Origin of the sequence: Actinorugispora endophytica, from assembly GCF_004363075.1 — a bacterium.
GTDB classification, from domain to species: domain Bacteria; phylum Actinomycetota; class Actinomycetes; order Streptosporangiales; family Streptosporangiaceae; genus Actinorugispora; species Actinorugispora endophytica.
The window spans coordinates 12260-27186 of sequence record NZ_SNYN01000035.1 but is presented as its reverse complement, the minus strand read 5'-3'; the positions used below and the strand labels follow the sequence as shown (position 1 = coordinate 27186).

At 71.5% G+C, this 14927-nt stretch carries 13 protein-coding genes; 10 read left to right on the top strand and 3 right to left on the bottom strand.

Going from position 1 to position 14927, the window contains the following annotated elements; translation table 11 throughout:
• Positions 1-377: 377 nt before the first annotated feature.
• Both EV190_RS22580 and mce read right to left on the bottom strand, forming a co-directional pair.
• Positions 378-1682 carry a cellulose-binding protein gene (locus tag EV190_RS22580; RefSeq protein ID WP_133743630.1) on the bottom strand — a complete coding sequence of 435 codons (1305 nt, stop codon included), beginning with the start codon at positions 1680-1682 and terminating at the stop codon, positions 378-380.
• A gap of 396 nt (positions 1683-2078) precedes the next feature.
• On the bottom strand, positions 2079-2561 hold the full coding sequence (mce, locus tag EV190_RS22575; protein ID WP_133743629.1) for a methylmalonyl-CoA epimerase: 483 nt from the start codon (positions 2559-2561) through the stop codon (positions 2079-2081).
• An 85-nt stretch (positions 2562-2646) separates the two neighbouring features.
• Here mce and EV190_RS22570 point away from each other — a divergent pair, with 85 nt between their 5' ends.
• Positions 2647-3834, top strand: a complete 1188-nt coding sequence (locus EV190_RS22570; RefSeq protein WP_133743628.1) for an acetyl-CoA C-acetyltransferase — start codon at positions 2647-2649, stop codon at positions 3832-3834.
• Positions 3835-4211: 377 nt separating this feature from the next.
• On the opposite strand, the gene EV190_RS22565 is transcribed toward EV190_RS22570, so the two are convergent.
• Complete coding sequence (locus EV190_RS22565; protein WP_394345552.1) at positions 4212-6164, bottom strand: glycosyl hydrolase family 18 protein; 1953 nt, start codon at positions 6162-6164, stop codon at positions 4212-4214.
• Positions 6165-6615: 451 nt separating this feature from the next.
• On the opposite strand from EV190_RS22565, the gene EV190_RS22560 reads away from it, so the two are divergent.
• The 9 genes from EV190_RS22560 to EV190_RS22520 all read left to right on the top strand — a co-directional run bounded on the left by EV190_RS22560 (position 6616) and on the right by EV190_RS22520 (position 14818).
• A complete protein-coding gene (locus EV190_RS22560; protein WP_133743627.1) occupies positions 6616-7128 on the top strand; it encodes a MarR family winged helix-turn-helix transcriptional regulator in 513 nt (170 codons plus the stop codon).
• Between the two features lie 100 nt (positions 7129-7228).
• Positions 7229-8167 carry a tetratricopeptide repeat protein gene (locus EV190_RS22555; protein ID WP_133743626.1) on the top strand — a complete coding sequence of 313 codons (939 nt, stop codon included), beginning with the start codon at positions 7229-7231 and terminating at the stop codon, positions 8165-8167.
• Between the two features lie 145 nt (positions 8168-8312).
• Positions 8313-9023: a cytidylate kinase-like family protein gene (locus EV190_RS22550; protein ID WP_133743625.1), complete on the top strand. Its 711-nt coding sequence runs from the start codon at positions 8313-8315 to the stop codon at positions 9021-9023.
• Positions 9024-9249: 226 nt separating this feature from the next.
• On the top strand, positions 9250-10662 hold the full coding sequence (locus tag EV190_RS22545; protein WP_133743624.1) for an NAD-dependent malic enzyme: 1413 nt from the start codon (positions 9250-9252) through the stop codon (positions 10660-10662).
• Between the two features lie 62 nt (positions 10663-10724).
• Positions 10725-11309: a YqgE/AlgH family protein gene (locus tag EV190_RS22540; RefSeq protein WP_133743623.1), complete on the top strand. Its 585-nt coding sequence runs from the start codon at positions 10725-10727 to the stop codon at positions 11307-11309.
• A 56-nt stretch (positions 11310-11365) separates the two neighbouring features.
• Positions 11366-11608 (top strand): DUF3039 domain-containing protein, encoded by a 243-nt coding sequence (locus EV190_RS22535; protein ID WP_133743622.1) that lies wholly within the window; start codon positions 11366-11368, stop codon positions 11606-11608.
• A gap of 282 nt (positions 11609-11890) precedes the next feature.
• Positions 11891-12688 carry a class E sortase gene (locus tag EV190_RS22530; RefSeq protein WP_208113294.1) on the top strand — a complete coding sequence of 266 codons (798 nt, stop codon included), beginning with the start codon at positions 11891-11893 and terminating at the stop codon, positions 12686-12688.
• Positions 12689-12693: 5 nt separating this feature from the next.
• A complete protein-coding gene (locus EV190_RS22525) occupies positions 12694-12903 on the top strand; it encodes a hypothetical protein (RefSeq protein ID WP_133743621.1) in 210 nt (69 codons plus the stop codon).
• Between the two features lie 193 nt (positions 12904-13096).
• Positions 13097-14818: a DEAD/DEAH box helicase gene (locus EV190_RS22520; protein ID WP_133743620.1), complete on the top strand. Its 1722-nt coding sequence runs from the start codon at positions 13097-13099 to the stop codon at positions 14816-14818.
• The last annotated feature ends 109 nt before the right edge of the window (positions 14819-14927 follow it).

Below are 14927 nucleotides of genomic sequence, written 5' to 3'. Positions count from 1 at the left end.
CAAGGTTCTCGGGGGGAAACAGCAAGATCACCAACGGAAACCACGCGAAACGGACGTCGTGGGCGCGGCCCCGACCCGCCCCCGCCGTCGCCGCCTGCCGTCACCTCGCGATCCGCGTGGCGTGAGGCCGAACAACCCACCCCGAGCACCCGCACGCCGAACCACCCCCGCGCCGGAACCTCCATAGAACGCCAGCGTCAAGGTCATCGAGCGGGACCCCTGTGAGGACCGTGAACCCGATCCCTCGGGAGCGTCCTTCACCCGGGATCCGGCGGGTGGGGCGGACGACCCGCCCCGACCGGGCGTTCCAACGGTGAAGGGCCCAGTTCACCGCGCGGACCGGGCCCTTCGTCGCGACCGTCAGGGACGGGTGGGGCCTACTCCTGCCACCAGTCCTCGTCGTCGGCGCCGCCCTTGCCGGACTTGGCGACGGCGGGCTGCTTCGGTCCGCTGCTCGGCGCGCTGGGCTGCGCGGGAGCGGTGGACTCGATCGCGGGGGTCTCCACCGGAGGGGCGACCGGGGCGGGGGCGAAGCCGCCGCCACCGCCGCCGCCCAGCAGCTGACGCAGCTGCTGCAGGTGGGACTGGATGCTGTCCCGCTGGCGGGTGAGCTCGTCCACCTCCTGCTGGGCCTTGGTCATGATCCGGTCGGCCTCGGACTTGGCGTCGCCGACCAGGTGCTGGGCCTTGGACTTGGCCTCGCTGGTGATCTGCTCGGAGTTCTTCTTGGCGTTGGCCACGACCTGCTTGGCGTGCTGCTCGGCGTCGCGGCGGGTCTGCTCGGCCTGCGAGCTCGCCTTGGTGGCCCGCTGCTCGGCGCTGGCGGCGCGCTCCTCGGCCTCGGCGACCAGCTTCTGGGTGGCGGCCTGGGCGGCGGCCAGACGCTCGGCGTCCTGACGCTCGGCGTCCTCGCGGCGGCTGGCCAGCTGGATCTCGAACTCGGCCTCGTCCTGCGCCCGCTTGGCCTCGCTCTCCTCCAGGGTGCGCTGGGCCTGCGCCCGCATCTCGTCGGCCTGTCGCTTGGCGGCCTGGATCGTCTCGTCCCGCTCGCGCTTCGCCGAGGCGCGCGCCTGGGCGCACTCGCGCTCGGTGGTGGTGCGCAGTTTGGCGATCTCGCCCTCGAAGGTGGCGCGCTTCTCGGCGATCTCGTGGTCGACCGTGGAGCGCTTCTTCTGCACCTCGCGCTCGGTGGTGGAGGTGAGCTCGTCCGCCTCGCGCCGGGCGGAGGTGCGGATCTCGTCCGCCTCCATCTCGGCGGAGTTGCGCATCTCGTCGGACTCGCGCTGCGCGGTCGAGCGCAGGTCGGTGGCCTCGTTCTCGGCGGCGGCGCGCATCTCGGCGGCCTCGACCTTGGCGGCGACCTTGATGTCGTTGGCCTTGGCGCGGGCGTCCTGGACGAGTTCGGTGGCCTGCTCCTCGGCCAGGCGCAGGAGCTGCTCGATACGGGCGCCCAGGCCGGAGTAGGTGGGGCGCTCCTGCTCCTGGATCTGGCGCTTGGCCTCGGAGAGCTCCTTGCGTCGCCGCTCGGCCTCTTCGCGGGCCTGCAGGCCCTCGTTCTTGAGCTGGGCGACGTAGGTGTCGACCTGGGACCGTTCGTAGCCGCGCAGGACGACATCGAACTCCGGCGGCTGGTTGTTCTCTTCGAAGAAGTTACTGAGCTGGGCGTCAATATCGGACGACATGTGGCGGAATCCTGAACAGGTGACGAGACGGCTACATTATGGATGTTTTCGTTTCGATTCGGGTGGACGTCACAGCGTCCGGTCGAGGCCGTGTCCTCAGCGCCTCAATCCGGCGATCACACCCAGGGAGCGTACTCCGCGGCGGAGGATCGTGTGGTCGAGTTCGCCGCATTGCTGCGGATCGCACTGTGTGCGTGGTGACCTGCTGGTTTACGGCCGACCAGAAACGAAAGGCATGGACCGGCGGGGGTTGGGGAAGCCGCCGAAGGGGACTCGGCGGCTAGCAGACTTTATCAAGCCGCGCTGCCGAGGGGAGGGGTTTTGGGTGGAGAACCCGGGATTTCGGTCAGTCCGTGCCGGGTTGGACGTGCCTCTATATGGGATGTGACATTTGGGTCACATGTTTTCGTGTTCGCCGGATGGCACCGCTTCCGCCCCGGGGCGGAAGCCGGCCTCCGGAGCGGGGGCCTGGACCAGCTCGGTGAGCACGCCGCCGCAGTCCTTGGGGTGCAGGAACGTGATCAGCGACCCCATCGAGCCGTCGCGCGGAGCGGAGTCGAGCACCCGGACGCCGCGCCCGCCGATCGTCGCGGCGGCCCCCGCCACGTCCGCGGTCCCGAACGCCACGTGGTGCACGCCCTCACCGTTCCTGGCGAGGAACCTGGCCACCGGGGAGTCCTCCCGGACCGGCTCCAGCAGCTGGAGGTAGCTCGCGCCGCCGTCGTCGGTCCCGTTGATCCGCAGCATCGCCTCGCGCACGCCCTGCTCCTCGTTGACCTCCTCGTGGGTCACCTCGAAGCCGTAGGTCTCGCTGTAGAAGCGCGCGGTCGCGTCCAGGTCCCGGCAGGCGATGCCGATGTGGTCGATGCGGGTGAGCAAAGTGTCCAACCTTCCCAGAAGCGGCCGATACGTCTGTAGGTATGGTTGCAGACCAGGTGAGGGACAACGTATGGAGGCCTGTGCAATGCCTGGATCTGTCATCGTCGGCGGCGCCCGCACACCCATCGGGCGGCTTCTCGGGTCGCTGTCCGGCTTCGGCGCGGTGGACCTCGGCGCCGCCGCGATCAGGGCCGCGCTGGAGCGCTCGGGGATCTCCGGGGACCAGGTCGACTACGTCGTCATGGGCCAGGTCCTGCAGGCCGGGCAGGGGCAGATCCCCTCGCGCCAGGCCGCGGTCAAGGCGGGCGTCCCCATGAGCGTGCCCTCCCTCACCATCAACAAGGTCTGCCTCTCGGGCCTCGACGCGATCGCGCTGGCCGACCAGCTGATCGCCGCGGGCGAGTTCGACGTGGTGGTCGCGGGCGGCATGGAGTCCATGACCAACGCCCCGCACCTGCTGCCCAAGGCCCGCCAGGGGTACAAGTACGGCTCCATCGAGGTTCTCGACGCCACCGCGCACGACGGCCTCACCGACGCCTTCGACGACGAGCCGATGGGCCTGTCCACCGAGCGCCACAACGCCCGGCTCGGGATCGGCCGGGAGGAGCAGGACGCCTTCGCCGCGCGCTCGCACCAGCGGGCCGCCGCCGCGATCGAGGCCGGGCGGTTCAAGGACGAGATCGTCCCGGTGGAGGTCCCGCAGCGCAAGGGCGAGCCGCGGGTGTTCGACGCCGACGAGGGCGTGCGCCCGGAGACCACCGCCGAGTCGCTGGCCCGGCTGCGCCCGGCCTTCGACGCCGGTGGCACCATCACCGCGGGGTCGTCCTCCCAGATCTCCGACGGGGCGTGCGCGGTCGTCGTGATGAGCCGTGCCAGGGCCGAGGAGCTCGGCTGTGAGATCCTCGCCGAGATCGGCGCGCACGGCAACGTCGCGGGGCCGGACAACTCGCTGCAGTCCCAGCCGTCCAACGCGATCAGGCACGCGCTGGACCGGGCCGGGAAGGACGTCGCGGACCTGGACCTGGTCGAGATCAACGAGGCGTTCGCCAGCGTCGCGGTGCAGTCGGTGCGCGACCTGGGGGTGTCCGAGGACATCGTCAACGTCAACGGCGGCGCGATCGCGCTGGGCCACCCCATCGGGGCCTCGGGCGCCCGCCTGGCCCTGCACCTGGTGTACGAGCTGCGCCGCCGCGGCGGCGGTCTGGGCGCCGCGGCCCTGTGCGGCGGCGGGGGGCAGGGCGACGCGTTGCTGCTCTCGGTCCCCCGGGCCTGACGCCGGGAAGAAGTGGACGGCGGGCCCGCCGCACCGGGCCCGCCGTCGCGGGGAAGCCGGGGCGGTGGAGGGGGTTCCTCCCGCCCCGGAGGGAATAGGGAACTCGCGGCCGGGAGGGCCGTTTCCGGCCGCGAGTTTCTGTTAGGAAACTTAACTAACAATTGCGGTCGAGTCAACAGACCGTTCCGGGAAACCTCCGAACGGTAGTCGGACCCCGGGCACCGGAGGAGGAGAGGGCCGGGGGCCCTCCTCGCTGTCCGTGGCGTCCGTTCCTCCCGGTGATCTTGACCTTTTCGGGGCCTCAACGTCTCTGAGGCCCCGAAAAGGTCAAGATCACCGGGAGGCAGGGCCCGAACCACCCTTGCGCCGGAGCTTCCCTAGTCGGCCAGCGCCGAGTCGATGGCGTTGATCAGGGTGCCGCTGGAGTCGTCGCCGTCCAGGGACCAGATCATGATGCCGCCCAGGCCCTGGCTCTGCGCCCAGTCGACCTTCTCGGTCATGGAGACGGCGTCGTCGAACTGCCAGAAGGTGCTGCCGTTGTACAGCCACGCGGTTCCCGCGTCGCGGTGCAGGGTGTAGCCGGACAGGTTCTTCAGGTTCTTGAAGTCGTCGATACCCGCCTCGTACGGCCCCGGCGCCGGTCCGGTGGCCGCCTGGAAGAGCCCGTCGCCGTTGGGGCCGGGGGCGACGCCCGTCCAGCCGCGGCCGTAGTAGGGCACGCCGAACACGATGTCGGCCGGGTCGGCGCCCCGGGAGACCCAGGCCTCCAGCGCGATCTCGGAGCTGAAGGTGCGCGGACCGGGGTCTCCGGGCACCTGGGTGATGTTGGACTGGTGGTTGGTGTTGCCCTCCCAGCCGCCGTGGTAGTCGTACCCCTGGACGGTGATGAAGTCGAAGTCCTCCATGAGCTGCGGGACCTCGTAGCCCAGGTCGACCTTCTCGGGGTCGGCGGGCATGAAGGAGGACAGCGTGTAGTCGCGTCCGGTCTCGGCGCCGAGCGCGTCCAGCTTCTCGCGGAACAGATCGACCACGGCGGTGAAGTTCTCGCGGTCCTCGGGGCGGACCGTGTTCTCCTCGTAGCCCTCGGAGGCGGGCCACTCCCAGTCCAGGTCGATGCCGTCGAAGACGCCGTAGGCCGATCCCGGGCCGCCCGCGCCGTCGAAGACCGGCAGGTTCCCGCGCAGGTACATGTCGACGCAGGAGTCGACCAGCCGCTCCCGGGACTCCGCGGTCAGCACCGCGTCGGAGAAGTTCTCCGACCAGGTCCAGCCGCCGATGGAGATGTTGACCCGCAGGTCCGGGTACTTCTCCTTGAGCTCGCGCAGCTGGTTGAAGTTGCCGCGCAGGTCCTGGTCCCAGGCGTCGCCCACGCCGTCCACGCTCTGGTCGGCGGTGAAGGAGCGGCCGTAGTCGGCCCAGGCGTCGCCCTGCCCGGCCTGGTTGACCAGGAAGCACTCGCCGTTGGTGTTGATGTTGGCGAACGCGTAGTTGATGTGTGTCAGCTTCGAGGCGGTGCCGTTGTCGTCGAGGTTGTCGACCAGGAAGCCGCGGTCGTAGATGCCCCACTGGGTGAAGTAGCCGACGCGGCGCTCGTCCCCGACGGGGTCGGGGTTCTCGCCGTCGTCCTCGGCGGTGCGGACGGTGACCGGCGCGCTGGGGGCGGACTTGTTGCCCGCGGCGTCGTAGGCGCGGACCCGGAAGGTGTATTCGGTGTCCGCGGTCAGCCCGCCGACGGTCGCGGTGGTGGCGGTGCCCACCACGTTGCGCACGACCTGGTCGTCGGCGTCCAGCACCTCGTACCCGGCGACGCCGGTGTCGTCGGTGGAGGCGGTCCAGGCCAGCGTGACGCTGCCGGAGGTCTGTGCCGTGGACTCCGGCCCGCCGGGGGCGGTGGGCGCCTCGGTGTCGGGCTCGCCGGGGGAGCCGTCACACGGGGCGTCGTTGATGGTGCAGGTCTCGGGGGTGGTGCCGCCGCTGCCGCCCACGCCGTTGAAGCCGATGCTGTAGCTGCCGCCGGCCGGGACGCTCGCGCCCCAGGAGGGCGGGGTCAGCGTGTAGACGCCGCCGGACTCGGCCAGGGTCGCGTTCCACAGGCTGCCCACGCTCGCGCCGGAGGGAAGCGTGAACCTGACGGTCCAGTCGTCGAGTGCGGCCGGGCCGGGGTTGTTGATGGTGAACTGGGCGCTGTAGCCGGTCTCCCACTTGGCGCCTTCGCTGTAGACGACCGTGGCGCCGGTGTCGGCCAGCGCGGGCGCGGTCGTCAGGGCCATGGGGGAGAGCAGGGCCGCCGCTGCCACGGCCGCCAGGCTTCTTCTGCGGGTTGTTCTCACGTTCTTACGTCTCCTACCTCGTCAGCAGGTGCGGGAGATGCGGAGCCGCCGCGGCCCGACGGGCGGCGGATGACTCCGATCGGACGATGACGTGTGATCGCCTGCGACGGCGACCGGGATCGGGGCGTGGGGTGGGCGGGTCCGTGTCGGCCGGGGCGGGGCGCGGGGGGCAGCCGGGAGTGCTGGGAGCATCGGACTCTCCTGGCCAGGGGGGATAATTTTTAGGAAACTTAACTAATAATTTATGGGAGAGTCAACGGCCCCACGGGGACTTTCTCGCGGGAGAGCGGCCCCGGACCCGCGGAACGGGGCCCCTGCTACGGGTGCGCCAGCTGCGCGTCCGCGTCCTGTTCGCGGCCGGGGGCGGCCCTGTCCGGATCCGGTCACCCCCGATCCTTGACGGATTCGGCTCTCCGATGCTCGACGTGCCGGGATCGGTAGAGTGTTCGACGTGGGAAACCCGCTGAACCTTCCGTTCGACCCGATCGAGCGCGCGCACGACAACTGGACCGGCCGCTGGGGCGCGTCCCCGGCGATGGCCGCGGTCACCTCGATCATGCGCGCGCAGCAGATCCTCATCGGACAACTGGACGCCACGCTCAAGCCGCACGAGCTGACCTTCGCCCGATACGAGGCGCTGGTCCTGCTCACCTTCAGCTCCAGCGGCGCGCTCCCGCTGGGCAAGATCGGCGAACGCCTGATGGTGCACCCCACCAGCGTCACCAACACCATCGACCGGCTGGAGCGCCAGGGGTTCGTGCGCCGCAGGCCCAACCCCAGCGACGGGCGCGGAACCCTCGCCGAGATCACCGACCCGGGGCGCGAGGTCGTGGAGCGCGCCACCCGCGACCTGCTGGACATGGAGTTCGGCCTGGACTGCTACTCCGACGAGGAGCTGTGGCAGATCCACAGGCTGTTCAGGAAACTGCGCGTGGACTTCGGGGACTTCCCCGCCGAGGACTGACCCCGCCCGCGCGGCCCCGGTCGCCTCCGACGGCAGAAGGGCTGCTCCCCGAAGGCGAACCGTTCGCCGCGCCCACGGCGGATACGGCAGGATGGAGCACATGCAGCCTTCGGACTTTTCCATGCAGGGCGCCGTCGACCTCGGCGCGCGCAAAGCGGCCCTGGAGCGCGAGGCCAAACGGCAGGCCGAGACGGCCTCGGGGACCGCCAACCCCTACGCGGTGGACGCCACCGAGGAGAACTTCCAGAGCGCCGTCCTGGAGCGATCCCTCCAGGCCCCGGTCATCGTCGCGCTCCTGGCAAGCTGGTCAGGGGAGTCCAAGCAGCTCGAGCAGGCACTGGACCGCCTCGCGGTGGAGGCCTCGGGGCAGTGGCTGCTGGCCAAGGTCGACGCCGAGGTCAGCCCGCAGCTCGCCCAGGCCCTGCGCGCGCAGGGCGTGCCGGCCCTGTACCTCGCCATCGGCGGCCAGATCCAGCCGCTCGCCGCCGGTCCGATGAACGAGGAGCAGCTGCGCGAACTCCTCACGCAGGTCTTCGGCGCGCTCCGCCAGCAGGGCATCCTGCCCGAGGACTACACCGGCGTCGGACCGGCCGGGCCCGCCGACGAGCAGGAGCAGGCCCCCGCGCAGAACCCCGTCCAGGCGGAGGCCGCCGCGGCGGTCCAGCGCGGCGACCACGACGCGGCCGAGGCCGTCTACGCCAAGGCGCTGGAGGCCGACCCCGGCAACGAGGAGTACACGCTGGGCCTGGCCCAGGTGCGCCTCGTGGCCCGGGTGCACGGCCTCGACGCCAACGCGGTCCGCAAGGCCGCCGCCGACGACCCCGCCGACGTCGCCGCCCAGTGCGCGGTCGCCGACATCGACATGTACGGCGGCAAGTTCGAGGACGCCTTCGACCGCCTGGTGGCGACCGTGCGCCGCACCCGCGAGGACGACCGCGACGCCGCGCGCAGGCACCTGCTCGGCCTCTTCGAGGTACTGCCCTCGGCCGACCCCCGCGTGGCCAGGGCGCGCCGCGCCCTGACCTCCGCGCTGTTCTAGGCGGCCGACGCGGCGCCCGGGAGGACCCGGGCCCCGGCCGGGCGGAACCCCGTCCGGCCGGGGCCGGGAACGCCGGGGGAACCGCCGCTAAAGAGTCCGGCACAGGGGTAAAACACCGGCATACCCGGTGAAGGGCGGTGCTCGGATGGCTCCCGTGGTGACGATCTCCGCGACCTACGGCGCGGGGGGAAGCGTGATCGGGCCCGCCGTCGCCGAACGGCTCGGGGTCCCCTTCCTGGACCGGGCGATCCCCGGCGAGGTGGCCGAGCGGATCGGGTGCTCCCTGGAGGACGTGCTGGAGCACGACGACCGCGCGCCCACCGGCCTGGACCGGCTGCTGTCCAGCGCGGCCCGGCTGCCCAGCGTCACGCTCGGCAGCGTCGACACGGCCTTCGTCGGCGCCACCGACGCCGACGGCCGCCTCCTGTACGACCAGGAGTTCGTCGAGCACACCGAGCGCGTCATCGCCGGGGTGGCCGCCGCCGGCGGTGTGATCCTGGGGCGCGCGGCCGCGATGGTCCTCGCCGGCCATCCCACGGCCGTGCACGTGCGCCTCGACGGCCCCCGCGACCGGCGCCTCGCGCAGGCCGCGGCGATGCGCGAGGCCGGACGGGCGGAGGCGCTCATGCGCGGCGCGGTGGAGGAGGCCGGCGAGTGGCGCCCGCCCACCCTGCGCGAGCTCGACGGCAACGACCGGGCCAGACGCGCCTACGTGCGGCGCTTCTACCGCGCCGACCCCGCCCACCCCAAGCACTACCAGCTGGTTCTGGACTCCACCCTGACCACCCACCCGAGTTGTGTGGATATTATCGAGCGCCTGGCGCGCGAACGCGCTGAAGGCCGCCGAGGCGGATGAACCGGACGCCCCGGTACCCGTGCGATGTGGTTGTTTTCACTTATTCGCAGGATTCACACGCCTTCACATGCCCGGAGCGGCCCGAAACCCGACGCCAGCGCGGTGAAACGGCCCGTCAAGGGGGTGTTTCGCACCGGTCGACCGGCGTGCGGGCCAGGTGGTGCCGGTGGCACGATGAAGACCACGCGTTCGTGCGCGACGAGTCCGCGAAAATGAGGAGCTGTACGTGGCAACCCTTCCCAGCGTTTCCTACTCGATCACGGTCCGGTTGGAGCTCGACGCGCACGGAAGTGCCGTGAGCAGCCTCACCAACGCCGTCGAGCACGTGGGGGGCATCGTCACGGCGCTCGACGTGAACTCCGCGGGCCACCAGCGCCTGCGCATCGACGTCACGTGCGCGGCCCGGGACACCGACCACGCCCAGGCCATCGTGGCCGCGCTCGGCGCGATCGAGGGCGTCAGCGTCCACAAGGTCAGCGACCGCACCTTCCTCATGCACCTGGGCGGCAAGATCGAGATGAAGTCCAAGGTGCCGCTGCGCAACCGCGACGAGCTCTCCATGGCCTACACCCCCGGTGTGGCCCGCGTCTCCTCCGCGATCGCGGCCAACCGGGACGACGCCCGCCGCCTGACCATCAAGCGCAACAGCGTCGCGGTGGTCACCGACGGCTCCGCCGTGCTGGGCCTGGGCAACATCGGCCCCGAGGCGTCCATGCCCGTCATGGAGGGCAAGGCCGCGCTGTTCAAGCGCTTCGCCGACATCGACGCCTGGCCGATCGCACTGGACACCCAGGACGTCGACGAGATCGTGCGCACGGTGCAGATCATCGCCCCGGGCTTCGGCGGCATCAACCTGGAGGACATCTCCGCGCCCCGCTGCTTCGAGGTCGAGGCGCGGCTGCGCGAACTGCTGGACATCCCGGTCTTCCACGACGACCAGCACGGCACCGCGATCGTGGTCCTCGCGGCGCTCCGGAACGCGCTGCGCGTGGTCGGCAAGGAGCTCGGCGAGGTCCGCGTGACCATGTCCGGAGCGGGCGCGGCGGGCACCGCCATCCTCAAGCTGCTGATGCACGCGGGGGCCAAGGACGTGATCGTCTGCGACATCCACGGCGCCGTGCACGAGGGACGCGACGACCTCGACCCCAACCTGGAGTGGATCGCCGCCAACACCAACCCGACGGGCTACTCCGGCGACCTCAGGGGCGCGGTGCGCGGGGCCGACGTGTTCATCGGCGTCTCCGCGCCCAACGTGCTCGACGGCGCGGACATCGCCGAGATGAACGAGGGCTCGATCATCTTCGCCCTGGCCAACCCCGACCCGGAGGTCGACCCCGAGATCGCCCACCTGCACGCCGCGGTGGTGGCCACCGGGCGCAGCGACTACCCCAACCAGATCAACAACGTGCTGGTCTTCCCGGGGGTCTTCCGCGGCCTGCTGGACGCCCAGAGCCACAAGGTGACCTCCGACATGATGGTCGCCGCCGCGGACGCGCTCGCCTCGGTCGTCACCGACGACGAACTGGGTCCGCACTACATCATCCCCAGCGTCTTCCACCAGGGGCTGTCCCAGCGGGTGGCCGCGGCGGTGCGCGACGTGGCGCTCCGGGACGGGGGCACGGGAACGCCGGAGGACTGAGCGCGCCCCGGCGCCGCCGACTCGCCCGGATGAGGCCGACGGGTTCGGGTATGAGGTGAGGCATGGACCAGCCGACCCTGACCGGGGCACTGCTCGTCGCCACGCCGCTGCTGGAGGACCCGAGCTTCCGCCGCGCCGTGGTCTTCGTGATCGACGACGACGTCAGCGAGGGCACTCTCGGCGTGATCGTCAACCGGCCCTCGGGACTGGAGGTCGGGGAGGTCCTGGCCGACTGGGGAGACCACGCCAGCCACCCCGCGGTGATGTTCGCGGGGGGCCCGGTCGGGGCGGAGGCGGGGCTGGCGCTGGCGGTGCCGGGCAACGGGCAGGCGCCGCTGGGCTGGCGCTCGCTGGAGGAGATGGACACCGGCGTGTGGCCCGCCGGACTGGGGACGATCGACCTGGACACCCCGCCGGAGGTCATCGGCGACGCGCTGCGGTGGCTGCGGGTCTTCGCGGGCTACGCGGGCTGGAGCGGCGGCCAGCTCCGGGGGGAGATCGAGGAGGGCGCCTGGTACGTCCTGCCCGCGACCGCGGAGGACGTGTTCTGCGCGGACCCCGGGTCCCTGTGGGCGCGGGTGCTGCGCCGGCAGGGCGGGGATCTCGCCTTCGTATCGACCTTTCCCGAGGACCCGACGCTGAACTGACCCGCTCCGCCGCCCCGATACCGTGAACAGCAGGACCGAGGAGGTGTGAGGGCACGATGACGACGGACGTTTTCAACAGGGTGCTCCCGGAGAGCGAGACCCGCCCGGACATTTCTCACGACGGTGGCGACCGCGAGCGGTTCGCCCACTACGTGCAGAAGGACAAGATCACGGAGAGCGCCGTCACCGGTGCGCCGGTGATCGCGCTGTGCGGCAAGGTGTGGGTCCCCAACCGCGACCCCAAGAAGTTCCCGGTCTGCCCCGATTGCAAGAAGATCTACGAAGAGATGATGGGCTGACCGCTTGGCCCCTTCCGGCGCCCTGGGGACGGGGACGCGCCGGCCCGCCGTGCCGGCGCCCGGCGAACCGGCGCATCCCCGCCCCCGGCGGCCCCGGTCGCGGTAACCTCCCAGGGACGCATCGCGGCATGGTTCCCCCGCGCGGGGATGTCATCGCGGAACCGCCCAGCGACGTCTACTCATACGAGGTCGAGAACCTGTCGCACCCGCGCTCCGGAGTTCCGCTGGTCCCACCTGCGAGGTGACCGCTCCGGCGCGGGGCGACCCCAACGGGTAGGACATATGGTTTCCACTTCCGAACGCCCCCCCGGAGGCCGAAGGCGAAGCTCGGGCGGAGGGCACAGGAGGGCTTCGGCCCGGCGCGGGATCACCGCCGGCGACGTCGTGCGCGGGGTCTTCCGGACCATCGGAGAACTGCTCTTCACCGCCGGCCTGGTCATGCTGCTCTTCGCAGCGTTCCAGATCTGGGGCAAGCAGTTCCAGACCGACGCCGAACAGGACCGCCTCGACCAGGCCATGGCGGAGCAGTGGGAGGAGCCCGACATCGGCCCCGACGGCGAACCGCTGCCGGGATCGGCCAACAGCAGGCTCTACATCCCCGAGACCGACCAGAACTGGGTCGTGGTCAGCGGCAAGGAGCCCGAGGACATCAGGTACGGCCCCGGCTGGTACCCCGAGTCGTGGACCCCCGAGGGCATGGTGCCCGCCGCGCGGGCGGGCGAGGCCGGCAACTACTCGATCGCCGGGCACCGCGTGGCCGCGGTCTTCTGGGACCTGGACCAGCTGGAGGAGGGCGACGAGGTCGTCCTGGAGGACAAGGACAACTTCTACACCTACGCGGTGGTCGAGAGCACGATCGTGCTCCCCGACGCGATCGAGGTGACCGCTCCGGACCCCTTCGACCCGGAGTCCACCGAGGAGCCCGACAAGGCGTTCCTCACCCTCACCACCTGCCACCCCAAGCTGCAGAACTCACACCGGCTGATCATCCACGCCGAGCTCACCGACACCCGTCCCAAGGACCAGGGCATGCCCGAGAACATCGCGCACATGGCGCCCGACGCCGAGACGGAGGGGTGAGGCGCGTGTACGGCCTGATCTGGCGTGGCATCCCCGGCCCCTGGTTCGTCAAGCTCGTGGTGTGCCTCGCCCTGGTCGCGGGCGCGACGGCGCTGCTGTGGTACGTCGTCTTCCCGTGGGCGGACCCGTACCTGCCGTTCAACGACGTGACCGTCGGCGGGACCCCCGCGTCCGACGGAGGCGCCCCGGCCGGGGAGGCGTCCCCGGGACAGTAGGGCCCCGCCGGTCCCTGACCGCCGGGGCCCGGCGCGGCCCGGCCGTCCCCTCCGGGACGGCCGACGGGAAGGCCGCTGGACCCCGCGCGGGGAGCGGGAGGAGGCCGGGCGGCCGCCCGGCCTCCGACGCGTCGGGGCGTCGACGACGCGCGCCCCGGTACCCTCGACCCGTGAACACCAGGGGATGCGCGCGATGACGCTTGTGGAGACGAACAGCACCAGTGACCGGCTGCGCGGCCTGCGGGCCTGGCAGCGCGAGGCCTTCGACGAGTACTTCCGGCGCCAGCCGCGGGACTTCCTCGCCGTGGCCACGCCGGGAGCGGGCAAGACCACCTTCGCGCTGACACTGGCCAGCGAGCTACTGGCCCGGCACGTGGTCCGCTCCGTCACCGTGGTGTGCCCCACAGAGCACCTGAAGAAGCAGTGGGCCGAGGCCGCCGCGCGGTTCGGCATCGCCATCGATCCGGAGTTCAAGAACGGCCAGGGCGCGCTCGGCAGGCACTTCGTCGGCGCGGCCGTGACGTACGCCCAGGTCGCCGCTCATCCGATGCTGCACCGGAACCGGACCGAGGCGCGCCGCACCCTGGTCATCTTCGACGAGGTGCACCACGCGGGCGACGCCCTCTCGTGGGGCGAGGCCGTGCGCGAGGCGTTCGACCCGGCGGCCCGGCGGCTGTCCCTGACCGGCACGCCGTTCCGGTCCGACGTCAACCCGATCCCGTTCGTGGACTACGTGCAGGACCACAACGGCGTGCGCCGCTGTTCCTGGGACTACAGCTACGGGTACGCCCCCGCGCTGGCCGACGGCGTCGTGCGGCCGGTCATCTTCATGGCCTACTCGGGGGAGATGCGCTGGCGGACCAAGGCCGGCGACGAGCTGGCCGCCCGGTTGGGCGAGCCGCTCACCTCCGACGCGCTCTCCCAGGCCTGGCGCGCGGCACTGGACCCCAAGGGCGACTGGATCAAGAAGGTGCTGGCCGCGGCCGACCGGCGGCTCAGCGAGGTCCGCAAGCACACCCCCGACGCGGGCGGCCTGGTCATCGCCACCGACCACGAGTCCGCCCGCGCCTACGCGCGCATCCTGCGCCAGATCACCGGGCGCGGCGCGACCGTGGTGCTGTCGGACGACCCCACCGCGAGCAAGAAGATCAAGCAGTTCTCCGAGTCCGACGACCGCTGGATGATCGCGGTGCGGATGGTGTCCGAGGGCGTGGACGTTCCCCGGCTGATGGTCGGCGTCTACGCCACCTCCACCAGCACCGCGCTGTTCTTCGCCCAGGCGGTGGGGCGCTTCGTGCGGGTGCGCCGCCGCGGCGAGATCGCCTCGGTGTTCCTGCCCTCGGTGCCGGTCCTGCTCGAGTACGCGGGCGAGATGGAGCGCGAGCGCGACCACGCGCTGGACCGCCCCGTCAACGAGGACGGCTTCGACCCCGAGCAGGACCTCGTCGACGAGGCCCGCAAGAAGCGGGACACGCCCGACGCGGGAGACGAGCTGCCGTTCGAGACGATGGAGTCCGCGGCCGAGTTCGACCGCGCCCTCTACGACGGCGGCGAGTTCGGCGGGGGCGCGCCGGGATCACCCGAGGAGGAGGACTTCCTGGGCCTGCCCGGACTGCTGGAACCCGACCAGGTGGCCCAGCTGCTGCGCAGGCGCAACCACGAGCAGCAGACGCAGCGGCGCAGGGAGCCCGAGGCCGAGGCCAGGCAGGCCCCCGCGCACGAGGTGGTGGCCGAGCTGCGCCGCGAGCTCAACGGGCTGGTCGGAGCCTGGCACCACCGCACCGGCCAGCCGCACGCCACGATCCACACCGAGCTGCGTCGCGCCTGCGGTGGCCCGCCCATCGCGCAGGCCACCGCCGAGCAGGTGCGCCAGCGCGTCGCCAAACTGCGCGCGTGGGCGGTCGGGGAGCGCTGACCCGCCGCGTTCGGTCACCGATCGACAAAATCCGTGTGGCACAAGCCACGAACCCGTAAACAGTTCGCGTTCCGGACGTGTCCCACGCTGTGCCGGGTCACGAATTCAC